At 73.2% G+C, this 23,450-nt stretch carries 23 protein-coding genes and 3 pseudogenes; 9 read left to right on the forward strand and 17 right to left on the reverse strand.

From position 1 onward, the window contains the following. Positions 1-1,210 (reverse strand): ABC transporter substrate-binding protein (locus ABD223_RS41395; protein WP_344043454.1); only part of this gene is annotated, 1,210 nt, incomplete at its 3' end. 268 nt (positions 1,211-1,478) lie between these two features. Here ABD223_RS41395 and ABD223_RS41400 point away from each other — a divergent pair. Continuing rightward, positions 1,479-2,084 carry a TetR/AcrR family transcriptional regulator gene (locus tag ABD223_RS41400; protein WP_344043456.1) on the forward strand — a complete coding sequence of 202 codons (606 nt, stop codon included), beginning with the start codon at positions 1,479-1,481 and terminating at the stop codon, positions 2,082-2,084. A gap of 97 nt (positions 2,085-2,181) precedes the next feature. Here ABD223_RS41400 and ABD223_RS41405 read toward each other — a convergent pair. The 6 genes and pseudogenes from ABD223_RS41405 to ABD223_RS41430 form a co-directional block, all read right to left on the reverse strand. Next, positions 2,182-2,919, reverse strand: a pseudogene (locus tag ABD223_RS41405) (urease accessory protein UreD); the annotation flags it as partial. Further along, the gene (ureG, locus tag ABD223_RS41410; RefSeq protein WP_344043458.1) at positions 2,916-3,656 is read right to left on the reverse strand and encodes an urease accessory protein UreG; all 741 of its coding nucleotides are present in this window, start codon (positions 3,654-3,656) and stop codon (positions 2,916-2,918) included. The gene ureG and the pseudogene ABD223_RS41405, both read right to left, overlap by 4 nt. Continuing rightward, a complete protein-coding gene (locus tag ABD223_RS41415; protein ID WP_344043460.1) occupies positions 3,646-4,344 on the reverse strand; it encodes an urease accessory protein UreF in 699 nt (232 codons plus the stop codon). Before ABD223_RS41415 ends, ureG begins: the two co-directional genes overlap by 11 nt. Beyond that, positions 4,344-6,065 (reverse strand): urease subunit alpha, encoded by a 1,722-nt coding sequence (locus ABD223_RS41420; RefSeq protein ID WP_344043462.1) that lies wholly within the window; start codon positions 6,063-6,065, stop codon positions 4,344-4,346. The genes ABD223_RS41415 and ABD223_RS41420 overlap by 1 nt, the downstream gene beginning before the upstream one ends. Continuing rightward, on the reverse strand, positions 6,062-6,409 hold the full coding sequence (locus ABD223_RS41425) for an urease subunit beta (protein ID WP_344043464.1): 348 nt from the start codon (positions 6,407-6,409) through the stop codon (positions 6,062-6,064). The genes ABD223_RS41420 and ABD223_RS41425 overlap by 4 nt, the downstream gene beginning before the upstream one ends. 28 nt (positions 6,410-6,437) lie before the next feature. After that, positions 6,438-6,740 carry an urease subunit gamma gene (locus tag ABD223_RS41430; protein ID WP_344043466.1) on the reverse strand — a complete coding sequence of 101 codons (303 nt, stop codon included), beginning with the start codon at positions 6,738-6,740 and terminating at the stop codon, positions 6,438-6,440. Positions 6,741-6,831: 91 nt separating this feature from the next. On the opposite strand from ABD223_RS41430, the pseudogene ABD223_RS43820 reads away from it, so the two are divergent. After that, a pseudogene (locus ABD223_RS43820) lies at positions 6,832-7,185 on the forward strand (nuclear transport factor 2 family protein); the annotation flags it as partial. A 79-nt stretch (positions 7,186-7,264) separates the two neighbouring features. Here the strand turns inward: ABD223_RS43820 and ABD223_RS41440 are convergent. Genes ABD223_RS41440 through ABD223_RS41450 form a run of 3 tightly spaced genes read right to left on the reverse strand, consistent with a single transcriptional unit; the run spans position 7,265 to position 10,237 of the window. Further along, positions 7,265-7,510 (reverse strand): acyl carrier protein, encoded by a 246-nt coding sequence (locus tag ABD223_RS41440; protein ID WP_344043470.1) that lies wholly within the window; start codon positions 7,508-7,510, stop codon positions 7,265-7,267. Further along, entirely contained in the window at positions 7,503-9,182 is a 1,680-nt protein-coding gene (locus ABD223_RS41445; protein WP_344043472.1) for a fatty acyl-AMP ligase, read from the reverse strand. Before ABD223_RS41445 ends, ABD223_RS41440 begins: the two co-directional genes overlap by 8 nt. Next, the gene (locus tag ABD223_RS41450; RefSeq protein ID WP_344043474.1) at positions 9,179-10,237 is read right to left on the reverse strand and encodes an SDR family oxidoreductase; all 1,059 of its coding nucleotides are present in this window, start codon (positions 10,235-10,237) and stop codon (positions 9,179-9,181) included. The genes ABD223_RS41445 and ABD223_RS41450 overlap by 4 nt, the downstream gene beginning before the upstream one ends. Positions 10,238-10,320: 83 nt before the next feature. Here ABD223_RS41450 and ABD223_RS41455 point away from each other — a divergent pair, with 83 nt between their 5' ends. Continuing rightward, the gene (locus ABD223_RS41455) at positions 10,321-10,878 is read left to right on the forward strand and encodes an EF-hand domain-containing protein (RefSeq protein WP_344043476.1); all 558 of its coding nucleotides are present in this window, start codon (positions 10,321-10,323) and stop codon (positions 10,876-10,878) included. Positions 10,879-11,178: 300 nt separating this feature from the next. Continuing rightward, positions 11,179-11,553, forward strand: coding sequence for a hypothetical protein (locus ABD223_RS41460; protein WP_344043478.1), 375 nt, complete (start codon positions 11,179-11,181; stop codon positions 11,551-11,553). Between the two features lie 159 nt (positions 11,554-11,712). Here the strand turns inward: ABD223_RS41460 and ABD223_RS41465 are convergent, their stop codons facing one another. From ABD223_RS41465 to ABD223_RS41480, 4 genes are all read right to left on the reverse strand, one after another. Beyond that, positions 11,713-12,954: a PQQ-dependent sugar dehydrogenase gene (locus ABD223_RS41465; protein WP_344043480.1), complete on the reverse strand. Its 1,242-nt coding sequence runs from the start codon at positions 12,952-12,954 to the stop codon at positions 11,713-11,715. A gap of 191 nt (positions 12,955-13,145) precedes the next feature. Beyond that, positions 13,146-13,475, reverse strand: a complete 330-nt coding sequence (locus ABD223_RS41470) for a hypothetical protein (protein ID WP_344043482.1) — start codon at positions 13,473-13,475, stop codon at positions 13,146-13,148. Positions 13,476-13,543: 68 nt separating this feature from the next. Further along, positions 13,544-13,921 (reverse strand): hypothetical protein, encoded by a 378-nt coding sequence (locus ABD223_RS41475; protein WP_344043484.1) that lies wholly within the window; start codon positions 13,919-13,921, stop codon positions 13,544-13,546. A gap of 366 nt (positions 13,922-14,287) precedes the next feature. Further along, positions 14,288-14,800, reverse strand: coding sequence for a winged helix-turn-helix transcriptional regulator (locus ABD223_RS41480; protein ID WP_344043486.1), 513 nt, complete (start codon positions 14,798-14,800; stop codon positions 14,288-14,290). Positions 14,801-14,869: 69 nt separating this feature from the next. Between ABD223_RS41480 and ABD223_RS41485 the strand changes: the two genes are divergently transcribed. Together ABD223_RS41485 and ABD223_RS41490 are read left to right on the forward strand one after the other, a co-directional pair. Continuing rightward, complete coding sequence (locus ABD223_RS41485; protein ID WP_344043488.1) at positions 14,870-15,646, forward strand: SDR family oxidoreductase; 777 nt, start codon at positions 14,870-14,872, stop codon at positions 15,644-15,646. Positions 15,647-15,675: 29 nt separating this feature from the next. Continuing rightward, positions 15,676-16,005, forward strand: a complete 330-nt coding sequence (locus tag ABD223_RS41490) for a nuclear transport factor 2 family protein (RefSeq protein WP_344043490.1) — start codon at positions 15,676-15,678, stop codon at positions 16,003-16,005. A gap of 47 nt (positions 16,006-16,052) precedes the next feature. Here the strand turns inward: ABD223_RS41490 and ABD223_RS41495 are convergent, their stop codons facing one another. Next, the gene (locus ABD223_RS41495) at positions 16,053-17,453 is read right to left on the reverse strand and encodes a glycoside hydrolase family 10 protein (protein ID WP_344043492.1); all 1,401 of its coding nucleotides are present in this window, start codon (positions 17,451-17,453) and stop codon (positions 16,053-16,055) included. 408 nt (positions 17,454-17,861) lie between these two features. Here ABD223_RS41495 and ABD223_RS41500 point away from each other — a divergent pair, with 408 nt between their 5' ends. From ABD223_RS41500 to ABD223_RS41510, 3 genes are read left to right on the forward strand one after another with little or no spacing between them, the layout of a single operon-like run. After that, positions 17,862-18,692: an alpha/beta fold hydrolase gene (locus ABD223_RS41500; protein WP_344043494.1), complete on the forward strand. Its 831-nt coding sequence runs from the start codon at positions 17,862-17,864 to the stop codon at positions 18,690-18,692. Positions 18,693-18,703: 11 nt separating this feature from the next. Further along, entirely contained in the window at positions 18,704-19,579 is an 876-nt protein-coding gene (locus ABD223_RS41505) for an alpha/beta fold hydrolase (protein ID WP_344043496.1), read from the forward strand. Next, the gene (locus tag ABD223_RS41510; RefSeq protein ID WP_344043498.1) at positions 19,576-20,370 is read left to right on the forward strand and encodes an alpha/beta hydrolase; all 795 of its coding nucleotides are present in this window, start codon (positions 19,576-19,578) and stop codon (positions 20,368-20,370) included. The genes ABD223_RS41505 and ABD223_RS41510 overlap by 4 nt, the downstream gene beginning before the upstream one ends. Before the next feature lie 84 nt (positions 20,371-20,454). Here ABD223_RS41510 and ABD223_RS41515 read toward each other — a convergent pair. Together ABD223_RS41515 and ABD223_RS41520 are read right to left on the reverse strand one after the other, a co-directional pair. Continuing rightward, positions 20,455-20,790 (reverse strand): annotated as a pseudogene (locus tag ABD223_RS41515) (alpha/beta fold hydrolase); the annotation flags it as partial. Positions 20,791-20,826: 36 nt separating this feature from the next. Continuing rightward, positions 20,827-23,421 carry an AAA family ATPase gene (locus ABD223_RS41520; protein ID WP_344043500.1) on the reverse strand — a complete coding sequence of 865 codons (2,595 nt, stop codon included), beginning with the start codon at positions 23,419-23,421 and terminating at the stop codon, positions 20,827-20,829. Positions 23,422-23,450 lie beyond the last annotated feature (29 nt).

Raw genomic sequence — 23,450 nt, forward strand, 5'->3', positions numbered from 1 at the left:
GCTGCTGGGCGATGGTCTCCACGGCGGTGATGTAGTCGGTCCAGCCGGCGACGACCTTGATGGTCATGGCCACGGGCTTGCCGTCCTTGGCGTAGATACCGTCGGAGCCCTTGGCGTAGCCGGCGGACTCCAGCGCCGCGGTGGCCTTGGCCACGTCCGGCCGCATCGGCGCGGTGCGCTCCTGGAGCTCCCCGGAGACGACCTCTTCGTCCCGGATCAGCAAGGCCGCTCCGGGTGAGACCTCGCTCGCGGTGTTCTCGAAGGCCAGGGAGTTGATCTGAGTGCGGTTCATCCCGTAGTAGACGGCCTTGCGCACCGCGACGTCGGTCTGCGGGCCCTGGCAGCCCAGCTCGGCGTTCGAGCAGGTGAACAGGGCGGCCTGGTTCATCGGGACGGTGATCGCCCGGTAGCCCGGGTAGTTCTTCTCCACGTTGGCGATGTCGGGCACGGGGCCGGTCTGCCAGTCGATCTGGCCCTGGCGCAGCGCGGCCTCGCCGGACTGGTTGCCCGACAGCGCCAGGTAGCGGACGTTCTTGAGCGCCGGTTCGCCGCCCCAGTAGGCCGGGTTGGCCTTGAGCGTGAAGGCCTGCGCCTTGAAGTCCCCCAGCTGGAAGGGGCCCGTGCCCACCGGTTCGGAGACGACGTCGGTGGCGGGAGTGGCGATGTCCTTCCACCTGTGCCGCGGGACCATCCAGATCCGGCCCAGGACCTGCGGGCCCTCCATGAAGGACGGTTCGGCGAACTTGACGGTGACGTGCGTGTCGTCGACCGCGGTGGCCTCGCCCTTGTAGCCCGTGCCGTTCATGGACGGGTTCTTCTTGACCATGTCCAGGGTGAACACGACGTCCTGGGCGGTGAACTTCTCCCCGTCGGTCCACTTCGCGTCGTCGCGCAGCTCGATGTCGAGCTGGGTGCCGTCGGCGTTCCAGGTGAAGCTCTTGCCGAGGCGGGGGCGCGGGTCGACGTCGCGGATGTTGTTGAAGAAGAACAGCGGCTCGAAGATCGTGCCCGGCCCCTCCAACAGCGTCGGCGAGAACGGGTTGAAGTTCAGCTGCCAGTCCCCCGACTGCCCGGTGTAGACGATCAGCGTGTCCGAGTCGGTGCCGCCGGCGGTGTCCGACCCGCCGCAGCCGGTCGCCAGCACGGCCACCGCGGCCAGCCCGGCCGCCGCCGTGCGCGCCCGTGAGGAGCGCTTTGCCTTCAGGAACATCGTTGATCCCTTCCTGGCCGGAGACCGACCGCGGTCTCGCATGAGCGAGATTCTTAAGTGCCCAACGAAACAAAGTCAACCGTCTCCTGCCGCGCCGAGACCACATCGACACGCCCGGACGGAGCGGGCTTCGACCCCTGCCGCCCGGCACGCCCCGTTCCCCTGTGGTCGACGGCGGTACGCTGACGACAGACAAGGAGAGAGTCTCCACTTCGACGCCCCGACGCAGGGAGACCATCTCCGCTTTGTCGACGAGAGGTGGCCGGACGTGTCCGAGACGACAGGTGCCCGCGAGCGCAGGCCGCGGACGGACGCGCAGCGCAACCGGACGCACATCCTCGACGTCGCCGAGCAGCACTTCGCCGAGCACGGCGTCACCGGCTCGCTGGACGCCATCGCCAAACGCGCCGGCGTCGGCCCCGGCACCCTCTACCGGCACTTCCCCAACCGGGAGGTGCTGCTCGCCGCGCTGCTCAAGGCACGTGAGGACGAACTGGTGTCCCGCCGCGACGCCATCCGCCGGGAGGTCGACGACCCCACCGAGGCGCTGGACCGGTGGCTGGACGCGCTGGGCCGGTGGGCCACCGCCTTCGACGGCCTGCCCGAGCCCCTCCGGGCGGCGCCGGCCGAGGGCACGTCCCCGCTGGCCCTCACCTGCCAGGGGTGCATCACCACCACCGACGAGTTCCTCCAGGCCGCCCAACGCGACGGCGGCGCCCGCCCGGAGGTGCGGGGCGCGGACCTCTTCCTGGGCGTGCTCGCCGTGAGCTGGGCGCGTGGCGCCGCCATGGCCGACGAGTCCTCGCCCCCGGCGCTCAACACCCTGTTGAGGACCGGCTGGGCGAGCCGAGCGGTCGAGCCCTCCGAACGGTGATCGGCCCGTCGGCCGTCGCCCTCCCCCGCGCGGGCACGACCCGCGGAGGAGCGGCGGCCGACAGGGGCAGCGGCACCGGCGGTGCCTGGGCGGTGCCGGGGTGTGCCGCGACGGCGGTGGCGAGCAGGCGGTGGGCGGTGATGGTGTCGTGGGCCAGCGCGGTGGCGAGCGCGCCGCCGCGTGCCAGCGGCACCAGGGACCACCAGTCGCCGTTGACCGGTTCGGGTGGGTCGTCGCCCCACACCAGCAGCTCGGTGGCGACGACCCGGTGGCCGGCCAGGTGTGCCGGGGTGTGGTCCAGCTCGGGGTCGCCGAGGTGGAGGTGCTGGTGCAGCAGGGTGGCGCCGGCGCGGCGGACCCGGGTGGCGCCGCGGAAGCGCCCGGGTCGTTCGCCGGTGCGGCCCAGGACGACGACCTCGCGGCAGCGCAGTCGGGCGTCGGCGTCGAGGTCGGCGTGCAGTTCGGCGTGGTGGTCGGCGTCGGCGGCGACGACGGTGGGTTCGGCCAGGTAGTCCAACCGGGCCGCGTCGGCGAGCCGGCAGGTCACGGACACCCGGCTCGGGCCGGGGTGTTGGCCGGGCAGGGCGAGGGTGGCGCCGACGCCCCGCAGCGCGAGCCGCGCGCCGGGTCCGACGTGGACCTCCAGTTCGAGGTCGTCGCCGCCGAGCGGGGCCGCGGCGGAGCCGACGAGGTGGACCAGGGTGGTGTCCGGGTCACCGTCGTGCAGGCCGGGCGGGCTGGGCATGAGGGTGAGCGGGGAGGCCGACCGCAGCTCGCGCACGACGCTGCGGCCGGTGGCGTCCCGTTCGACCACGAGCCGGGCCCTGGCCCTCACGCCGTGCCCGTGAGCCGAGCCGGTGGCGTGGTGGCGGCGCGGCCCAGCTGTGCCCGCACCCAGTCGGCCACGTCGGGGGCGTCGGGGGTGCGCACCAGGGACTGGGCGATCACCGGCAGCCGGTGGCGGCGCATGCGGTGGGCGTCGGACACCATGACGCCCATGTCCGCCCCGACCTGCTCGGCGAGGTCGGTCTTGTTGATGACCAGCAGGTCCGCGGTGGTGACGCCGGGTCCGCCCTTGCGGGGGACCTTGTCGCCGCCGGCCACGTCGACGACGAAGACCTGCCGGTCGGCCAGGCCGCGGCTGAAGGTGGCGGTGAGGTTGTCCCCGCCGCTTTCGATGATGACCAGGTCCAGGCCCGGGAAGCGGGATTCGAGGCGTTCGACGGCGTCGAGGTTGGCGGTGATGTCGTCGCGGATGGCCGTGTGCGGGCAGGCGCCGGTCTGCACGGCCTCGACGCGGTCGGGGTCCAGGACGCCCGCGCGGCGCAGGAAGTCGGCGTCCTCGGTGGTGTAGATGTCGTTGGTCACCACCGCCAGGTCCACCTCCTCCCCCAGGGCCCGGCACAGGGCGGCGGTCAGGGCGGTCTTGCCGCTGCCGACCGGGCCGCCGATGCCGATGCGGAACGCGCGGCCGGCCGTCGCGGAGGAGGCGTGGTGGTCGGGTCCGGCGGCGGTGGGGTCGAAGGTGACCGGGTGGGTGTGGCCGTGCTCGTGGTCGTGGTCAGCTGGCAAAGAGACGCACCTCCAGGCGGTGGGTTCGGTCGTGGGCCTCGGCGAACAGGTCCAGCGCGGGCGCGCCGGGCGCGGGCAGGTCGGCGGGCGGGCGGTCGCGCGTCCCGGCGGCGGTCGCGGCGATGCGGTCCAGGTCCGCGGACAGGGCGGTGACGGCGGCGTTGGCCTCGAACGGGTCCAGGCCCAACAGGCGGACGCAGGCGCTCGCGGGTCCGCTGATCGACAGGTAGGCCGCCGCGAGCGCGGCGTGGTGCGCGCCGGCGCCCGCGATGCCGGCCAGCGCGCCCAGCGCGATCGGGTGGTGCGGCGCCGGGGTGGCCGCGAGCAGGTCGTCGAACACCGGTGCGGGCCAGGCCAGCCGTCCGGCGCGGACGAGGCCGCGGCCCTGGGCCCGGGAGGCGGCGCGCTGGGCGGGCGAGGGGGTGCGCGCGTCCAGCTCGGCGTCCAGATCGCGCCACCGGTCGCCCCCGTGGCGTGCGGTGTGCGCCGCGGCCGCGGTGAACGCCGCGGCGAGCGCGCCGGCGGTGCGCAGGCGTCCGCGCAGGAACGCCGCCAGGGTCGTGGTGTCGGTGACCAGGCCGCGCGCCACCGCTTCCTCCACCCCGCCGGAGTGGGCGTGGCCGCCGCCGGGGAAGCGCGAGTCCGCCAGGGACAGCACGGCCGCGAGACCGGGATCGGGCGCGGTCATCAGAACAGGGAGTAGCGCTGGGCCATGGGCAGCTCGTGCACCGGCTCGGGCTCCACCAGCTCCCCGTCGATGCGCACGGCGAAGTTGTCCGGCCGCACGACGACCTCCGGCGTCACGTCGTTGAGCAGCATGTCGGCCTTGCCCCTCGAACGGGTGTCGCCCACCGCCACCATCCGGGTGTCGGTGCGGACGCGGTCGGGCAGGTCGGCGTCGAGGGCGGCCTGGGCGACGAAGTGCAGGCTGGTGTCGGCGGCCACCTTCGGCGTGCTGCCGTACATCGGTCGCGCCCACACCGGCTGCGGGGTGGGGATGGAGGCGTTGGGGTCGCCCATCTGCGCCCAGGCGACGAACCCGCCCTTGAGCACCAGTTCGGGGCGCACCCCGAAGAACTTCGGGTCCCACAGGACCAGGTCGGCCAGCTTGCCGACCTCGACCGAGCCGACCTCGTGGTCGATGCCGTGGGCGATGGCCGGGTTGATCGTGTACTTCGCGACGTACCGGCGCGCGCGCAGGTTGTCGGCGGGGTCGGGACCCGGCAGCGCGCCGCGCTTGGCCTTCATCACGTGCGCGGTCTGCCACGTGCGCAGCACCACCTCGCCCACGCGCCCCATGGCCTGGGAGTCGGAGCTGATCATGGAGATCGCGCCGATGTCGTGCAGCACGTCCTCGGCGGCGATGGTGCTGGGACGGATGCGGCTGTTGGCGAAGGCCAGGTCCTCGGGGATCGACCGCTTGAGGTGGTGGCACACCATCAACATGTCCAGGTGCTCGTCGAAGGTGTTCACGGTGTGCGGGCGGGTGGGGTTGGTCGAGGAGGGCAGCACGTTCGGCGCGGACACCACGCGGATGATGTCGGGCGCGTGGCCGCCGCCCGCGCCCTCGGTGTGGTAGGCGTTGATCGACCGGCCGCCGATCGCCGCCAGGGTGGACTCCAGGAAGCCGGCCTCGTTGAGGGTGTCGGTGTGGATGGCGACCTGCACGCCGCTGCGCTCGGCCACGCCCAGCGCCGTCTCGATCACCGACGGGGTGGCGCCCCAGTCCTCGTGGATCTTGAACCCGGCCGCGCCGGCGCGCAGCTGCTCCCACAGGGCGTCCTCGTGCGCGGAACTGCCCTTGCCCAGCAGCAGCACGTTGACCGGCAGGCCGTCCATCGCCCGCAGCATCCGCGCCAGGTTCCACGGCCCCGGCGTCACCGTGGTGGCCTTGCTGCCCTCCGCCGGGCCCGTGCCGCCACCGATCAACGTGGTCAGACCGGAGGCCAGCGCGGTGTCGACGAGCTGCGGGCAGATGAAGTGCACGTGGCAGTCGATGCCGCCCGCGGTGAGGATCCTGCCGTTGCCGGAGATGACCTCCGTGCCGGGTCCGATGACCAGCGCCGGGTCGACGCCGTCCATCGTGTCGGGGTTGCCCGCCTTGCCGATGCCGACGACCCGCCCGTCGCGCACGCCCACGTCCGCCTTGACCACGCCCCAGTGGTCGAGCACCACCGCGCCGGTGATCACCAGGTCCGGCGCGCCCTGCTCCCGCGTGGTCAGCGCCTGCCCCATCGACTCGCGGATCACCTTGCCGCCGCCGAAGACGACCTCGTCGCCCGAGCCCGCGCCCCGGCTGCGGTCCTCGGTCACCTCGATCAGCAGGTCGGTGTCGGCCAGCCGGACCCGGTCCCCGACCGTGGGGCCGAACAGCTCGGCGTACCTGCGGCGCTTGACCTCGTTGCTCACGACCGCCCCTCCGGTTCGATCGGCTCGGGTCCGCGTTCGTCCAGCGCCCCCGAGTACTCCGGGCGCAGGCCCGGGACCACGCGTCGCCCGGCGATGGGCACGAGGTCGACCTCGCGCGCGATGTTGGGCTCGAACCGCACCGCGGTCCCGGCCGCGATGTCCAACCGGAGTCCCCACGCGGCGGATCGGTCGAACTCCAGCAGCGGGTTCACCGCGCCGAAGTGGTAGTGCGACCCGACCTGGATCGGGCGGTCCCCCTCGTTGACCACCACCAGGCGCACGCGGTCGCGTCCGGGGTTGAGGGGGATCGGCTCGTCGGCCGGGATGATCTCGCCGGGGTGCACGCGTACCTCCGCGCTCGTCCGCCAGGGGTCAGTGGATCGGGTCGTGGACGGTGACCAGCTTCGTGCCGTCCGGGAACGTCGCCTCGACCTGCACCGTGTCGACCATCTCCGCGACGCCGTCGAGCACCTGGTCCCGCCGCAGCACGGTGCGCCCCGAAGCGGACAGCTCCGCCACCCTCCGCCCGGCCCGCGCACCCTCCACGACGTAGGAGGTGATCAACGCGACCGCCTCCGGGTAGTTGAGCAGCAGGCCGCTCTCCAACCGCCGCCTGGCCAGGTCCGCGGCGACGTGTACCAGAAGCTTGTCCCGTTCCTGTGGTGACAGGTGCACGACAGCGACGCTAACCATGCACCCGCGCCGACCGCACCCAGAACCACCTGGAAGGGCAGTGCTCCACCCGTAGGAGCGAATCGGGCTCGTGGTGGACGACGCCGGCATCGCCTCCGCCGCCGCCCTCGGCGGCGCCGTCGCCACCGCGCCCCCCGCGCCCGCCCCGATCCCCGCCTCGGCGCCGGGCGCGCACGGGGACCACGGCAAGCGCAGCACCCCGATCGCGGACGAGTGGGCCGCGGCGTGGAACACCAACTCGCCCGAGCGCACGGCCGCGTTGTTCACCGACGCCGGCAGCTACACCGACCACGCCTCCCAGGCCACCTCCACCGGCAAGGACGGCGTCGCGGGGTGGTTCGCCAACACCCACGCCTCCACCGAGGACCCCGGGGTGGAGGTCGTCGACGCCTTCCGGTCCGGTGACCGCGTCGCCGTGCGCTGGGAGTTCTCCGGCACCGACATCGGCTCCTTCGCCGAGCACCTCCCGCCCACCGGCAAGTCCTTACGTCCGGGCGCGGATCGGCTCACGCCCGGTCGAGCTGCCCGCCGAGGTGCGCCACGATGGCGTCGATGGTCGGGAAGTCCCAGGCCAGCGTGGGTTCCACGAGGATCCCCCAGCGCTCTTCGATGTCGACGCACAGCCCCATGGCGTGCACGGAGTCGAAGCCGAGCGAGCGCAGCGCCACCCCGGTGCCGACCTGCGACCGCGGCAGCCCCAGGTATCCCGCCACCGCGTCGACGAGCCAGGCCCTCAACGACTCGTCAGGCACGGGTTCCCCCCGAGGCGGCGACGATGGCGGCGACCGCGGGGGTCAGCGCGCTGTGCAGCGCCGACAGCCCACCGTCGAGGAACAGGTCACGCATGTGCCCCCGGCGCACCTTGCCGCTCGTGGTGCGGCAGATCGCGTTCGACCGGACGACCACGATGCTGGCGGACACGCCGAACTGCCCGGTCACGGCGTCGAGCACCGCGTCGGCGAACCCGCCGGGGTCGCCCCGCGAGGCGCCGCGCACCTCCTGCACCAGCACGACGTGCTCCCCCGAGTCGGCGTCCCGCACGCCGAAGGCCGCGCCCCGGCCCGCGTCCGGGTGCGCCTCCCGCGCCGAGGACTCGATGTCGTGCGGGTACAGGTTCCGGCCGCGGACGATGATGAGTTCCTTCAGCCGCCCGGTGACGTACAGCTGCCCGTCGAGGAGGAATCCCAGGTCACCGGTCCGCAGCCAGCGGCCGTCCGCGCCGGTGACGAACGCGGCGCGCGTCGCGGCGGGGTCGTCGTGGTAGCCCGCGGCCAGGCTGGGCCCGGCCACCCGGATCTCGCCGATCGTGCCGTCGGCCACCTCGGCGCCCGTGGCCGGGTCGACGACGCGCACCCGCATGTCGCCCGGTTCGCCGCACCCGACCAGCGGCACGCCACCGGGGTCCGGCGTGAGCACGACCTCGCCGGCCGCCAGGGACTCCGGGGTGAACCGGCGGACGGTCGGTCCGAGGCCACGTGACGTGCAGGTGACCACCAGGGTGGATTCGGCGAGCCCGTAACCCGGGCTCAGCGCGCCGCGCCGGAACCCGACCGGCGCGAACCGGTCGGCGAACGCGTCCAGCGTGGCGATCCGGATCGGCTCGGCCCCGCTGACCGCCATCGTCAGGCAGGACAGGTCGAGCCCGTCGAGCTCCTCGTCGCCGATCCGGCGAGTCGCCCACGCGTAGCCGAAGTCCGGGGCCACCGTCCAGTCCACCCGGTGATCGCTGATGGCGCGCAGCCAGCGGATCGGGCGGGCGACCACCGCCTCCGGCGAGAGCAGGACCAGGTCGGCCCCCGCGTGCAGGGCCTGCAACTGGAGCCCGACGAGCCCCATGTCGTGGTGGTGCGGCAACCAGCCGCCGATGCGCCGGACGGGGACGTCGCCGCTGAGCTTCCCGAACAGCTCCAGGTTGTGGGTCAAGCTGCCGTGGGTGACCTCGACGCCGCGCGGTCGGCTGGTCGACCCGGAGGTGTACTGGAGGTAGGCGACGGTGTCCGCACCCACCTCCGGCGGCGCCCAGGAGCCGGGGGCGGGGGTCTCGTCGAAGGTCCGCGCCGACAGGTCGCCCAGCACGGCCACGTGGGCCTCGTCGGTGAGCACCACCCGCGCGCCCGAGTCCTCGACGAGCCGGTTCACCCGGTCCACGCGCGAGGCCCCCGACAGGGGCAGGGGCGCGGGCACCGCCACGGCACGCGCGTAGAGGCAGCCGAGGAACGCGACGAGGAAGTCCAGCCCGGCGGGGTAGAGCAGCAGCACCGGTCTGCCCGCCATCCCGGACTCGGCCAGCCAGGACGCCACGGCACTGGCCCTCCGGTCGAGTTCGAGGTGGGTGAGCTCGACCGCCGGACGCCCGTCGGCGAGGTAGGCGACCTTCCGGTCGGAGCGCGGGCGGGCGCGGAAGCGGGTGGCGAAGTCCGTCATTCGGGGAGCCCCTCGCGGGTGTACCAGGAGATGAGGAGGTCGAGGACCCGAGGTGTGACGGGCGGCGGCTCGGCGTCCGCGTGGGACTCGAACTCGTACTCGTGGCGGAGGTAGGGGGAGGTGAACTTGCACCGCATGTTGACGATCGCCTCGAACCTGCCGAAGGGCTCGGCCTCGACGTCCGCGGCGGTGACGGCGACCAGTTCGACGGGCAGGTGCCTGGAGATCGCGGCGAACAGGTCGGCCACCGGCACCGCGACCGGGGGCACGAGGTGCCGCACCGGCCGGTCGAGCGGACCGCCCGCCAGCGCCAGCAGCCGGTCCACGGTGGTGTCGACGGGTGTCAGGTGCAGGGCCGCCCTCGGGTGGCAGACGAAGCGGACGCGTTCGCCGGGGGTGCGCCTCGCGAACAGCGCGATGACCCTGATGAAGTCGTAGACGCCGAGGTCGGACAGCGCCCGACCGGTTCCGGAGTGGCCGACCATGACACCCAATCGGGCGACCAGCACCGCACCCTTCCGGGCTAACCCGGTCTGCGAGAGTGCGACTTCGGCGCACCTCTTCGAGTGCTCGTAGTCATTTCTGAACTCGGACGGGTGAGCATATTCAGGCCATTGCTCCAACGCTTTACCCTGAGTAGTACCGTGTTGATAGGCCGTGCTGACGTGGACGTACCGGGAACCGGGTTTCGCGTGCCCGGCGAACGCGGCAACGGTGTTGGCCGAGCCGACCACGTTGACGGCGTGCAACTCGGCCTCGCGACGCGGGAAGAACGTGATCAGGGCGGCGCTGTGCCAATAGGTGCACGGTTCGGCGAATACGTCGGGCAGTGATGTGCCCAGCCCGGGTTCCGCCAGCGAGAACGCCCTGACCTGCACCTCGTCCACCATGTCGGGGTCGAGGTGCAGCGTGGACAGGGCGTCGGAGACCTTCCTCCTGACGATCTCCTCACTGGCGCGCGCCAAAGCGAGCACCGAGTTGCCTCGCGCCACGAGCGCGCCGATGAGGTGGGAGGCCACAAAGCCGTTGGCCCCATCTACCACGTGGTCAACCACGGAACAACCTTCCCATGGCCGCATCGCCGACAGTAGCGTTCACACCGCCAGACTAATGCCCCTGGGAGAAAGAGCCGAATCCCATGCTCAACGAACTGCTGAAGCGAAAACTCGCCCACCTCTTCGCCCTGCTGGACGTGGATGACGACGGCACCATCGACAGGATGGATTACACGGCTTCCGCCGACCGGCTCGTCACCGCGTTCGGGTACGCGCCGGGCTCGCCCGAGAGCGCGCTCGTCCGGGAGCGCTACAACAGGTTGTGGGAGGCCGTCACGCTCCCGATGGACACCGACGGGGACGAGCGCGTCGACGTCGAGGAGTACTCCTCGGGCATGGACCGGTTCGTGACCGCGTCCGAGGAGGGCTACCGGGCCCACATCGCACCGGTCGCCGACGCCTTCTACGACCTGATGGACGGCGACGGCGACGGTCGGATCACCCGGACCGAGTACGTGCGCATGGCGGCCAGCGCCTTCCGCCTGTCCGAGGACGCGGGCAGCGCCGCGTTCGACAAGCTCGACCTCAACGGCAACGGCTGGCTCGACCGCGACGAGCTGCACGCCGCCAACGAGCAGTTCTTCCGCAGCCCGGAGGAGGACGCCAGGGGGAACTGGATCTTCGGGCCGGTCGCGGCCTGACCGCGCACCCGTGGACCACGGCCGTCCCGGCGCTCCCCGCCGAGTGAAGCATCCCCCGACCGGGTACTGATCTACCGGGTCCCGTCTCATCGGGAACCGGAGCACCGATCCGCACGACCACCTCTACGTCGGCTTTCCGCCGCGCGGGGGACCGGGGTTCTGCGAACCCCGGTCCCCCCCGGCCGCGCCAACCCCGGGATCCCGCCCGTCCGCCGCCAACCGGGGCGATCGACAGGACACGACGCGACTCGTGTCGAGGTGCCCGCCAGACGGGCACCGTGCCCAGGCTGAAGGAGGACCATGTCTCACGGGCGCCCACGCGTCACCCTCTGCCGCGCGTGCTGCTGCGGCACCAGACCCAAGCACTCCGCGGCCGACCACGAACAGCGGGTGCGCGCGCTGAGCGGGGCGTCGGACGGGGCTGTCGACGTTCGCCAGTCCGACTGCCTGGGAGCCTGCGACGATTCCGACATCGTCGTCGTCCACCCCTCCCCCACCGCGCGCGCCGCGGGCGCCAAGCCCGTCTGGCTGGGCCGGATCTCGGACGACGACGCCCTGGAGGACCTGGCCGACTGGCTCCGGTCCGGCGGTCCCGGCGCCGCACCGCCGCCGCCGTCGATCAGGGACCGGGCGATGACGCCGCCGAACCTGCCCCCGTCGCGGATGCCGTACTGACCCGACGACCCGGCGGGCCGGGTGGTGCGGGAAGACCCGCCCGCGCCCCACCGCCACCCCCGCCGAACCGGCGGGACCGCACGCCAGGCGGGGGCGGCCGCGTCCGACGCGACCGCCCCCGGAGGTCTTGCGGGTGCGGGTACCGCCCCCGCCGGGACCTCAGCGGTTCGCCGCCCCGGCGCCGGGCGCCGGCTGGACCCGCTCGAACCGCACCCGGTTCAGGTACCCGGGGAGGTCGCTGAGCACGTACAGCTCGCCGTGCACGTCGGCGCCGATCGCGGTCGGCTGGGTGGGGAAGTAGCCGATCTCGGCGGACTCGTAGCTGCCGTCGAGCTTGGGGCGCACGGCGAACACGCGGGTCGAGCAGTAGTCGGTCGCGATGTAGGTCCCCCGCGCCTCCGGGGTCCGGGAACCCCGGTACACCACGCCGCCGGTCACCGAGCAGTTGTCGTTGAAGTGGTCGTACTCGAAGACCGGGTCGGTGTACCGCCCGCCCGCCCGGCACTGCTGCGGGTCGAACACCGGGGTGCCCTCCCGGCAGGACCAGCCGAGGTTCGCCCCGCCCTGCCACGGGCGGATGTGGTTGACCTCCTCGATCAGGCCCTGGCCGACGTCGCCGATCCACAGCGAGCCGTCGGCCGGGTCGACGGAGAACCGCCACGGGTTGCGCAACCCGTAGAGCCAGATCTCCGGGCGCGCGCCCGACACGCGGACGAACGGGTTGGTGGAGGGCACGCAGTAGGGCTTGGCCCCGCAGGTGCGGTTGACGTCGATCCGCACGATCTTGCCGAGCAGGGTGCCGAGGTTCTGACCGGCCTTGAACGGGTCGTTCGTGTGGCCGCCGTCGCCGAGGGACCAGTAGAGGTAGCCGTCGCGGCCGAACGCCACCTGCCCGCCGTTGTGGTTGCCGTACTCGGCGTGCTCCTGGGTGAGCAGCACCTGCACCCGGTCGGGAGCGCCGAGGGGCACCCGCGCCAGGGTCAGCGCGCCGGCCGGCAGGCTCGTGTAGGCCACGTAGAGCATCCCGGTCCGGGCGAAGTCCGGCGCGGGGGTGACGCCGAGGAGGCCGCGCTCGTTGTCCGACGGGTCGATCCGGTCGGACAGGTCGAGCACCGGCTCGGCCGCCAGACCGGTGTCGGGGTGGTAGGCGCGGACGGTGCCTTCCTTCTCCGCGATCAGCATCCGGCCGTCCGGCAGCCCGGTGATCGCGATCGGGCGCCGCAGGCCGACCGCCACCCGTTCGGACGCCACGGTCAGCTCGGCGAGCGGTAGAGCACGGGTGTGGGGCGTGCCGGTCGCGGCGCTGCCGCTCGCCGACGACGGGGGCAGCAGGAACGCGGACAGGGCCAGGATGAGCAGGCCGGCGGACAGGCCGGCCGGGCGACAACGTCGTCGCAACATGTTCGGCTCCTCGAGCAGGGTGTGGAGGACACGTTCTGGGAGCGCTCCCAAACGTACCGCGACTCCTCGATCACATCCAGTCACCGTCTCACCGCTCCTTCCGGGCAGGGCCGGGAGGACCACGCCCCAGGGGGGTTCGCCGCCGTCCGGGGCTGCGCCGGCGCACCCGCTCCCGCTCGGCCGGGTCGGGCCTACTCGTCACGCCGGGCGACTCGCAGCGGCGTGGGCGCTTCGCGGTCCGAGGGCACGGCCGCCGCACGGCCGTGCAGCGGTTCCCTCGGCTCGGCCTGGCACAGGCCGAGGGTGAGCCTGGTGAGGCCCGTGTTGACGCCGTCCCTGATTTCCACCGCGAGGTCGGTCCAGAGCTGCTGACGCGCGTCCCGCCTCTCGTGGCAGGCCGTCCAGGCCTCCTTGCCGCCGCGGGGAAGCCGGTCCCGGTGCGGGTCGTAGGGCCGCGACGTGCGTCGCCTGCGGCGGTAGACGTGCGCGCCGAGCCCGCCGAGCACAGCCCCGGTCGCCATGGGGGAAGCTCGCCTCAGCACGGTGCGGGTGTTCACGCGTGGTGTTCCCCTGTCTGCTGCGGTGCCGGTCATCGGTCGATCAGAGTCGCGTCACGGATTTCCCGGACGAGGAGGGATGCGAGCACCGAGTGGATCAGCGGTTCGGCGAGGCCGTAGGCGCCGTGTTGAACCGCTCGCGGTACGCCGAGTGCGTTCGGGAGGTACAGGGCGCCGCGAACGCCGGTCACGGGGGCGTCGCGAACGCGGGCCAGGACGCGGCCTTTTCGCAGGGCCGGGCGCAGGCGGACGGACTCGTGCGCGCAGTCCCGGCACACGGGCGGTTCGGTGCACCCCATGCGGTTCGGCCAGTCCTGCCAGTCCGCCCGGTGGTCTTGGAGCAGCCAGAGGACACCGTCATCGTTCTCGTCGGCCGGTTCGCCGCACACCTGGCAGAGGAGTTCCGCCATGGCTTCTCGTTTGCGCGTCGCGTGCACTGTGCCGAACAGCGGGCCCCCTGCCCCCTCGCGGCCCGCGTGCGCTCCAGCAGGATGCCCCGTCGATCACGATCCAGGTGCGTCTCGTCGCGGCGGCCGATGCCCTCAGGTCGAACCTGGATTCCCCGCAGGCTCACAGCACGTACGGGTCGCTCATGCTGAAGGGCGCCGTAGGCGCGGCAACCCTGGGCGACCACCGCGCGGCACGCGACTACTTGGACGAAGCGTCACGGGCCGCGGAGGAGACCGGGGACAGGAATGACTTCCGGCTCGCCTTCGGGCCGACGAAAGCGTACGACCGCCGTGCAGGCGCGTGATGTCACCTCTCGGGCGCGAGAGTCACACGGGGTCCTGTCGTGGGGCGACGGGAACGGTGTCGGCGTAGCGGTCGCGGAAGGCGGCGCCGGCGGCGGGTCCCGCGGTGAAGACGTGGTCGTCGCCGTCGACCCGCCGGCCGGTCCTGGCGTCGACGAGGACGGGCTCCACCTCCTGCCCCGTCCCGGCGTCGACGAGGACCATGCTGCGCTCGGCCGGGTCGAGCCGGGAGTTCCCCCAGGCGGCGAGCGCGACGACGACGGGCCGCAGCGACCGGCCCAGTTCGGTGAGCACGTACTCGTACCGGACGGGGTTGGCCTGGTACGGCCTCTTCTCCAGCAGCCCGTTGGCCACCAGGGACTTGAGCCTGCCGGCGAGCATGCTGGTGGAGATCTTGAGGTTCTCCTGGAACTGGTCGAAGCGGCGGTAGCCGTCGAAGCAGTCGTGCAGGATCAGCAGCGTCCACCACTCGCCGACGTAGCCCAGGGCCGTCGACAGCGGGCACTCGCGGTCCTCCAGCCGGATCTTGGCCACCACGGTTGACCCCCTCCAAGTCACTGCTAACATCGAAGTCACTGGCTTCTATTTTAGCACTCAGGAGGAAGCGTGATCGACGGATCCCTGCACGGCAGGCGTGCCCTGGTGACCGGCGGGACGAAGGGCACGGGCGCGGCCATCGCCGCGCGCCTCCGCGCCGCGGGCGCCGCGGTGACCGTCACCGCGCGGTCCGAGCCCGCGCGGCTCCCGGACGGTGAGCGCTTCATCGCCGCGGACACCTCGACCGCCGAGGGCGTCCGGACCGTGGTGGACGCCGTGGTGCGCGACGGGGGCGTGGACGTCCTCGTGCACGTCGCCGGTGGCTCGCACGCGCCGTCGGGCGGGTTCGCGGCGCTGTCGGACGAGGCCTGGGCCGAGGAGCTGAACCTCAACCTGCTCGGCGCCGTGCGGCTCGACCGGGGGCTGCTCCCGGGGATGGTCGCCCGCGGTCGGGGCGCGGTGGTGCACGTGACCTCCATCCAGCGCACGATGCCGCTGCACGACGCCACCCTGGGCTACGCCGCGGCGAAGGCCGCGCTGGCCACCTACAGCAAAGGGCTGTCCAAAGAGGTCGCCCCGCACGGCGTCCGGGTCAACACCGTCTCGCCGGGGTTCATCAGGACCGCCGCCGCCGACGCCCTGGTCAGCCGGATCGCCGAGGGCGGGGGCATCGGCGCCGACGCGGCGCTGGAGTCCTTGATGGACTCCCTCGGCGGCATCCCGCTGGGTCGCCCGGCCGAGCCCGAGGAGGTCGCGGAGCTGGTGGCCTTCCTGGTGTCGGACCGGGCGTCGGCCATCACCGGCGCCGAGCACGTCATCGACGGCGGCACCACCCCCACCGTGTGAACGAGCCCCGCGGGAACAGGAGGACCGACATGACCACCACCACCGCGCCCCCGATCGTCCGGCGCTACTTCGAACTCGCCTCCGCGCCGGACAGCGAGGCGCACCTCGCCCTGTTCGCCGACGACGCCCTCGTCGAGGACGAGGGCCGGGAGCACGCGGGCATCGCCGCCATCCGCGCCTGGCGCGCCGAGGTCCCGCCCGTCCGGTACGAGATCACCGACGTCGAACCCGCCGGCGAAGGGCTGGTGGTGACCTGCACGATCACCGGCGACTTCCCCGGCAGCCCGTTCGCCGGCCTGGGATTCCACTTCGAGCGGTTCGACGAGGACCGGGTGGGGGTGCTGCGCATCCGCCCCTGAGGGGGCCGGCGCGGCGGCGCCGACCCCCTCCCCGTCGCGATCCCCGGTCAGGTCGTGGCGCAGGTGATGACGGGAGCGGGGTTGGTGCCGGCGGAGGCGCCGACGAAGCCGAACGCGGCGGTGCCGTTGACGGCGATCCTGCCGTTGTAGGTGGCGTTGCGCACGGTCGCCTGTTGGCCGCTGGTGGTCAGCACGCCGTTCCACAGGCTGCTCACGGTCTGCCCCTGGGCGAGGGTCCAGCCGACCCGCCACCCGGTGGTGGCGGCGGTGCCGGTGTTGCGGACGGTGACTTCGGCCTGGTAGCCGCCGTGCCACTGGCCGACCACGCGGTAGGTGGCGGTGCAGCCGGTGCCGTTGTCGCCGGTCGTGGTCGTGGTGGTCGTAGTGGTGGTGGTCGTGCCGCCGAGGGCTTCGTAGACCGCCCAGTACGAGGGCTTCTTGGCGAAGTTCTCGTCGTAGATCAGGGCCGCGCCCTCGCCGGGGAACACCGAGGGGATCCAGGAGTAGCCGTCGGAGAAGTCCCAGATCGTGATGCCGACGCAGCGGGTCACGGCCAGGCAGGCGTTGACCACGGTCCGGTAGTCCTGTGCCTGCTGGGCGTCCTTGGCGGCGTCGCGGGGCGTGTTCATGCGAATGTCGAGTTCGGTGAGGGCGACGTCGACGCCGAGGTCCGCGAAGCGCTGGATGTTCCGCTGGACGGTGCCGGGGACCTGGCCGAGGATGAGGTGGGCCTGCATGCCGACGCCGTCGATGGGGATGCCCTGCTGCTTGAACGACTTCACCAGGTCGTACACGGCGTCGCTCTTGGCGCCGATGCCCTCGATGTTGTAGTCGTTGTAGTACAGCTTGGCGTTCGGGTCGGCGGCGCGGGCGGCCTTGAACGCCTCGGCGATGTAGCCGTCGCCGATCTTCTGCTGGAACACCGACTGCCGCCGGGTGCCGTCCTCCTCGAACGCCTCGTTGACCACGTCCCAGTGCACGACCTCGCCCCGGTAGTGGCCGGCCACGTTGGCGACGTGGTTGCGCATCACGCCGAGCAGCTCACCGGCGGGCACGGTGTCGATCCAGCCCGGGAGCTGGTTGTGCCACACCAGGGTGTGGCCGCGCACGACCTGGTCGTGCGCCCGGGCGAAGGCGACGATCCGGTCGGCCTGGGTGTAGTCGAACTGCCCGCGGCTGGGCTCGGTGTACATCCACTTCTGGGTGTTGCCGACGGTGATCTGGTTGAACTCGCCGCCCAGCACCGCGGTGTAGGGGGCGTTGTCCAACGTCGGGTTGTCCGTCGCCGAGCCGAAGTAGCGACCCTTGGCTGCGGCGAGCTGCCCCAGGGTCGGCGCGGCGTCCGCCGAGGACGGCGCGGCGACCGCCATGCCGACGGCGAGCGTGCCCGCGACGGCGACCGCCGTCGCGGCGAGGACGCGGCGCGCGCGCCCCGCTGGTGCTGACATCGTGGCGTCTCCTGACATCTGCGTCGGGTGTGCGTCGACCGGCGACCTGACCGGCGGAACGCCACGGCGGCGGACACCCGCCGGAGCCGAAATTTTCGTCATTAACACCGATCAATTTCGATCGGCACGTCAATGTAGCCACGCCTCGTTCGGCCCGTCAACGCGCGCGAGTGCTAAATGTTCACGCCATTCGTTGAGCACCGACCTGCGCCGAAGAGGACGTGCTCGCACTGGTGGACGACGTCCCCGAGCAGTCCGGTCGGCCCACTCCGGGGCGGCTCGCGAGTCTGATGACCGCAGGCGCGAGCGGGGTGGTCGAGACGAGGTGCAGTCATTCGACCGAAGCCCGAGGACCTCTCGGATTCCTACGGTGAGCGGGTCTTCGAATCCGGTTCCGAAGGGGTTCCCATGTCGTCTCGTCCCGGTCTCGCCGCCGGCTTGCGCCGAGTGGTCGCAGGGCTCGCGGTGGTCCTGCTCACCTTGGTCGCGGTGCCGGCCTCGGGCTCTCCCTCGGGGTCGGGGCACCGGCCCAAGCCCACCGTCGTGCTGGTGCACGGGGCCTTCGCGGACGCGTCCAGCTGGTCCGAGGTGGTGCTGCGGTTGCAGCGCAAGGGCTACCCGGTGCTCGCCCCGGCCAACCCGCTGCGGGGCGTGGCCGCCGATTCCGCCTACCTCGCCAGCGTGCTCGGCACGATCAGCGGGCCGGTCGTGCTGGTCGGGCACTCCTACGGCGGTGTCGTGATCACGAACGCCGCCACCGGGAACGCGAACGTGAAGGCCCTGGTCTACGTGGCGGCCTTCGTCCCCGACGCGGGGGACACGGTGGGCGGTTTGCAGGTGAAGTACCCCGGCACCAAGCTCGGCCAGGCCGCGTTGGACGTCCGGGAGTTCCCGTTGGCGGGTGGCGGCGTGAGCCACGAGGGGTACGTCAAGCCCGCGTTGTTCCGCGACATCTTCGCCGGCGACCTGCCGCCCGCCGAGGCCGCCCTCCTCGCGGCCACGCAACGCCCCGCCGACGTGCACACCCTCGACCAGCCGTCCGGCGAACCGGCGTGGCGGACGATCCCCTCCTGGACGCTGATCGCCCGCGACGACAACCTCATCCCGGCGGCCGCCCAGCGCTTCATGGCCGCCCGCGCGCACGCCCGCGCGGTCGAGGTGAACGCCTCCCACGTCGCGATGATCTCCAAGCCCTCCGCCACCGTCGACCTCGTCGTCGACGCCGCCACCCACCGCTGAAGGGAGCTGACATGGGCTACGTGACGACCCACGACGGCACGCGGATCTTCTACAAGGACTGGGGCGCCGGGCGTCCCGTGGTGCTCAGCCACGGCTGGCCGCTCAACGCGGACAGCTGGGACGCGCAGGCGTTGTTCCTCGCCTCCCGCGGCTACCGGGTCGTGGCGCACGACCGGCGCGGGCACGGCCGGTCCGACCAGACCTGGCACGGCAACGAGATGGACACCTACGCCGACGACCTCGCGGCCGTGCTCGACGCGCTCGACCTGCGGGAGGCGACCCTGGTCGGCTTCTCCACCGGCGGCGGCGAGGTGGCCCGCTACGTCGGACGCCACGGCACGGGCCGGGTCGCGCAGGTCGTGCTGGTGTCGGCGGTGCCGCCGTTCATGCTCCGCACCGACGACAACCCCGGCGGCGTCCCCGTCGAGGTGTTCGACGGCATCCGCGCCGGGTCCCTGGCCGACCGCTCCCAGCTCTACCGGGACCTCGCCGACGGTCCGTTCTTCGGCAACGACCGGGCCGGCGCGGACGTGTCGCGGGGCGTCCGGGACGCCTTCTGGCTCCAGGGCATGCAGTCCGGGCACCGCAACGCCTACGAGTGCGTCGCCGCGTTCTCGGCGACCGACTTCCGGTCGGACCTCGACGCGGTGGACGTGCCCGCGCTGGTGATCCACGGCGACGACGACCAGGTCGTGCCGTTCGAGGTCGGCGGCAGGGCGTCCGCGGAGCGGATCAAGGGCGCGAAGCTCACCGTGTACCCCGGTGCGCCGCACGGCATCACCGACACCCACAAGGAGCGGCTCGGCGACGACCTGCTGGCGTTCCTCGACTCCTACGAGCACACCCCCGGCGCCACCGACCGCGACTCCACCGAGGAGAACCGATGACCCCCGACACGATCGTCCTCGTCCACGGCTTCTGGGTGACCGCCCGGAGCTGGGAGCACTGGCGGGCGCACTACGAGAAGCAGGGCTACCGGGTGCTCGCGCCCAACTACCCCGGCTTCGAGGTCGAGGTGGAGGCGCTCAACGCCGACCCGTCGCCGATCGCGAACGTCACCGTGCCGCAGATCATCTCCCACCTGGAGGCGGTCGTCGGCGAGCTGGACGCGCCGCCGATCATCATCGGGCACTCGGCGGGCGGCGCGTTCACCCAGGTCCTGCTGGACCACGGCTTCGGCGCGGTGGGCGTGGCGATCAACTCCGCGCCGACCGAGGGCGTGGTGGTGGCGCCGCCGTCGCAGCTCAAGTCCACGTTCCCGATCCTGCGCAACCCCGCGAACCGGCACAAGGCGGTCGGTTTCACGCACGAGCAGTGGCGCTACGCGTTCACCAACACGTTCACCGAGGAGGAGTCCCGCGCCCTCTACGAGCGCTACCACGTCCCGGGCTCGGCCGGGATCCTCTGGGGCAGCCTGCTCGCGAACCTCCAGCCCGGCCACCAGGACGTGTGGGTCGACTACCGCAACGACAAGCGCGCGCCGCTGCTGTTCGTGTCCGGCGGCGAGGACCACCTCATGCCGCCGAGCGTGCAGAAGTCCAACGCCAAGCACTACAAGTCCGACACCGTGACCGAGGTCCGCGAGTACCCCGGCTACGCGCACCTCCTGCCCGCGCAGGAGGGCTGGGAGCGGATCGCCGACGACGTCCTGGCCTGGGCCGTCGCCCACGCCCGCTGACGGTCGTGTCCGCCGGCGGGCCGTGACGGGGAGGGGGTGGGTCGTGGTGGTCCACGACCCACCCCCCTTCGCGAACAGGGCCGGACGGGTCAGGTCGAGGGCGGCGATCAGGTCCGCCGCGTCCCGGGCCAGCGCGGAGGGGTCGTAGGAGGGCGTCCCGGTGGACCGGCCGAGACCGCTGTGGTCGAACGTGACCACCCGGAAGCCCTCGGCGGCGAGGGCGTCCAGGAACAGCGGGTCCCAGGTGTCCAGGGTGCCCCGGAAGCGGTTGCACAGCACCAGGGGCGTGCCCTCGCCCACCGCGCGGTAGGCGAGGGTGCGGTCACCGGCGCGGACGGAGCGCGTGGGGCCGACCCGCGCGCCGCGGTCGTTCGTCGTCGTCATGCGGGCAACACGGCTCGGCCCGGAGGCCGGCGACATCGGTCACCTGACTGGACACCGCCGCGGGGAGGCGGTTCAGCCGAGCGCCGCCAACGCGTCCCGCAACGCCGACCGGGACGTGATGCCCAGCTTCGGGAAGATCCGGTAGAGGTGGGCGCTGACCGTGCGCGGCGACAGGAACAGGCGTTCGCCGATCTCCTTGTTGCTCAAGCCCGAGGCGGCGAGGTGCGCCACCTCCAGCTGTTGCGCGGTCAGCTCCGCCGTGGACGGCTTGGTCGCCACGGCCACCCCGGTCGCCCTCAGCTCCTGCTCGGCCCGGCGCAACCAGGCCGTCGCGCCGACGCGGCGGAAGACGTCGCCGGCGCGGCGCAGCTCGGGTCGGGCGTCACCGGGGCGGTGGCGCCTGCGGTGCAGCTCACCGAGCATCAGTCGAACCCGGGCCTGCTCGAACGGCCAGCGCTCCACGCGCGGCAGGGCCAGTGCGGCGCGCAGGCCGGCCACCGCGTCGGCGTCCGCGTCGGCGACCAGCGCGCGGGACGCGAACACGTGCAGCCGCAGCCGCGGCGTGCGGTCGGCGAACCCGGCCCGGTCCGCCGCGGCGACCCGGTCGCGCGCCTCCTCGCGGCGCCCGGCGCGCACCGCCGCCTCCACGGCGTCCAGGAGCGCCCACGGCGTGCCCCGGTCGCGTGAGCCGTGGGCGTGGGCGGCTTCGTAATCGCCCTCGCCGAGCGCCGCCAGCGCCAGGTTCCGCGCGGAGGACGCCAGGTGCGCGGCACTGCCGCGCGGTTCCGCCCACTGCTCCACGGCGCGGCTGTACTCGTGGGCGGAGGCGGTGTCGCCGCGGGCGGCGGCCAGCCACCCCAGCGCGCACCGCAGGTCCTGCGCGGGTAGCGCGAGGTCGTGGCGGACGCACAGGTCCAGGCCCGTGCTCGCGGCCTGTTCCGCCTGCTCCCACTCCCCCGCCAGGAAGTGGTCGTGCGCGGTGAACCAGTAGCCGGTCGCGGCGTGCGTCACCGCGCCTTGGCCGACCTCGCGCCGCACCAGCCCGCGGACGTGCTCCCGGTGCTCGTGCAGGACGTCCAGCCGTGCGGCGGCGCGGCACAGCTCGGCGACGCGGCCGGGTGCGGCGTCGGCGGGCAGCGACTCGAACGCCGCCCGCAGCTCGTCCGCGCCCGCCGTGCCGGTGAACACGCCGTGCAGGAGCCTGGTGTGCGGGGCGGCGCCCGCCAGGTCGTCGGTGAACGGCTCCCCGGTGTAGGTGGCGGCGAACAGGCGGGTGAGCAGCGCGCGGTCGTCGTCCGCGCCGGCCAGCAGCCGGCGGGCCCCGCTGAAGTCGCCGTCGCGCACCAGCGCGATGCGGGCGCGGGTGGTGGAGCTGCGGGTGGGGTCGTCGAGCTGCCTCCGCGCCTCTTCCAGGAGCTCGTGGGCCAGCGGGAGCTGGCCCGACTCCTCCGCCAGTTCCGCGGCCCGGTGCAGCCGGCCCGCGGCGGCGGGCGCGGTGGTGCTGACGGCGGCGGCCCGCCGCAGGGCGTTGACGGCCAGGCCGCTGCCCCCGCGCAGGCTCGCGCTCAGCGCGGCCCGCTCGATCTCGGCCGCCACCTCCTCGTCCGGGCCGGCGGCGGCCGCCGCCAGGTGCCACACCCGGCGTTCCGGCGCGTCCCGGTACGCCTCGGCCAGCTCGGCGTGCGCCGCGCGCACCTCGTCCGGCGAGGCGGTGTTGACGATCGCCGACCGCACCAGCGGGTGGCGGAACCGCAGCCCGGACGGCGTCGAGTCGCGGGTGACCAGGCCCAGGCGCTCCACCTCGACCAGGTCGAGCGGGGACAGGGCGCTCGGGCGCAGGGCGTCGTTCTCCAACCGGTCGCCGTCCAGGGCGGTCTGGAGCAGCAGGGTGCGCAGGGGTGTCGGCAGCGCCACGACGCGCGTCGCGTAGGTCGACTCCAGCCGGGTGCGCGGTGACGCGCCGGCCGGCAGCAGGTCCAGCGCGTCCGTGCCGACCACGTGCGGCAGCTCGACCAGCGCCAGCGGGTTGCCCGCCGCCTCCAGCAGCACCCGCCTGCGGGCGGCGTCCGGCAGGCCGGGGTGCAGCTCGTCGAGCAGCGCGCCCGCGTCCTGCTCCGGCAGCGGCCCGACCTCCAGCACGGCGATGCCCGGCGTGACCCGTTCGCCGCTGGTCAGCGGGCGGCGGGCGAACAGCGCCCGGATGTCGTGCGGCGCCAGGCGGAGCAGCAGGAACATCATCACCTCGCGCGTCGGGTGGTCCACCCAGTGCGCGTCCTCGACCGCGATCAGCAGCGGGCCCTCCCGGGCGACCTCGACGAGCACCGCGAGCGAGGCCACCGAGATGGCGAGCCGGTCGGGCACCGGTCCCGGCTCGAAGCCGAGCACCCGGCGCAGCACCTGCCGGTGGAACGGGTCCACGCGGTCGAGGTGGCCGAGGACGGGCGCGAAGAGCTGGTGCAGCCCGGCGAACGCGAGCTGCGCCTCGCTCTCGTAACCGGTGCCGCCGAGCACCCGGAGGCCCTGCTCGCGGGCGTACCGGACACCCGCGTCGAGCAGCACCGTCTTGCCGACACCGGGGTCGCCGTGCAGCACCAGGTTCGGCGGGACCCCGGGGTCCCGGTCGACCGTGCGACGCAGCCGCGCCAGCTCCCGCTCGCGCCCGATCACCCCGGCCTGCCGGGTGCAGTCATCTGACC

The organism is Saccharothrix xinjiangensis, assembly GCF_039527585.1.
GTDB classification, from domain to species: domain Bacteria; phylum Actinomycetota; class Actinomycetes; order Mycobacteriales; family Pseudonocardiaceae; genus Actinosynnema; species Actinosynnema xinjiangensis.

Coding starts and splice junctions, on each gene's coding strand:
- ABD223_RS41415 (WP_344043460.1), bottom strand. CDS start 4,344: ATGACCGCGCCCGATCCCGGTCTCGCGGCCGTGCTGTCCCTGGCGGAC.
- ABD223_RS41445 (WP_344043472.1), bottom strand. CDS start 9,182: ATGACGGACTTCGCCACCCGCTTCCGCGCCCGCCCGCGCTCCGACCGG.
- ABD223_RS41455 (WP_344043476.1), top strand. CDS start 10,321: ATGCTCAACGAACTGCTGAAGCGAAAACTCGCCCACCTCTTCGCCCTG.
- ABD223_RS41460 (WP_344043478.1), top strand. CDS start 11,179: ATGTCTCACGGGCGCCCACGCGTCACCCTCTGCCGCGCGTGCTGCTGC.
- ABD223_RS41465 (WP_344043480.1), bottom strand. CDS start 12,954: ATGTTGCGACGACGTTGTCGCCCGGCCGGCCTGTCCGCCGGCCTGCTC.
- ABD223_RS41470 (WP_344043482.1), bottom strand. CDS start 13,475: ATGGCGACCGGGGCTGTGCTCGGCGGGCTCGGCGCGCACGTCTACCGC.
- ABD223_RS41475 (WP_344043484.1), bottom strand. CDS start 13,921: ATGGCGGAACTCCTCTGCCAGGTGTGCGGCGAACCGGCCGACGAGAAC.
- ABD223_RS41490 (WP_344043490.1), top strand. CDS start 15,676: ATGACCACCACCACCGCGCCCCCGATCGTCCGGCGCTACTTCGAACTC.
- ABD223_RS41495 (WP_344043492.1), bottom strand. CDS start 17,453: ATGTCAGCACCAGCGGGGCGCGCGCGCCGCGTCCTCGCCGCGACGGCG.
- ABD223_RS41500 (WP_344043494.1), top strand. CDS start 17,862: ATGTCGTCTCGTCCCGGTCTCGCCGCCGGCTTGCGCCGAGTGGTCGCA.
- ABD223_RS41505 (WP_344043496.1), top strand. CDS start 18,704: ATGGGCTACGTGACGACCCACGACGGCACGCGGATCTTCTACAAGGAC.
- ABD223_RS41510 (WP_344043498.1), top strand. CDS start 19,576: ATGACCCCCGACACGATCGTCCTCGTCCACGGCTTCTGGGTGACCGCC.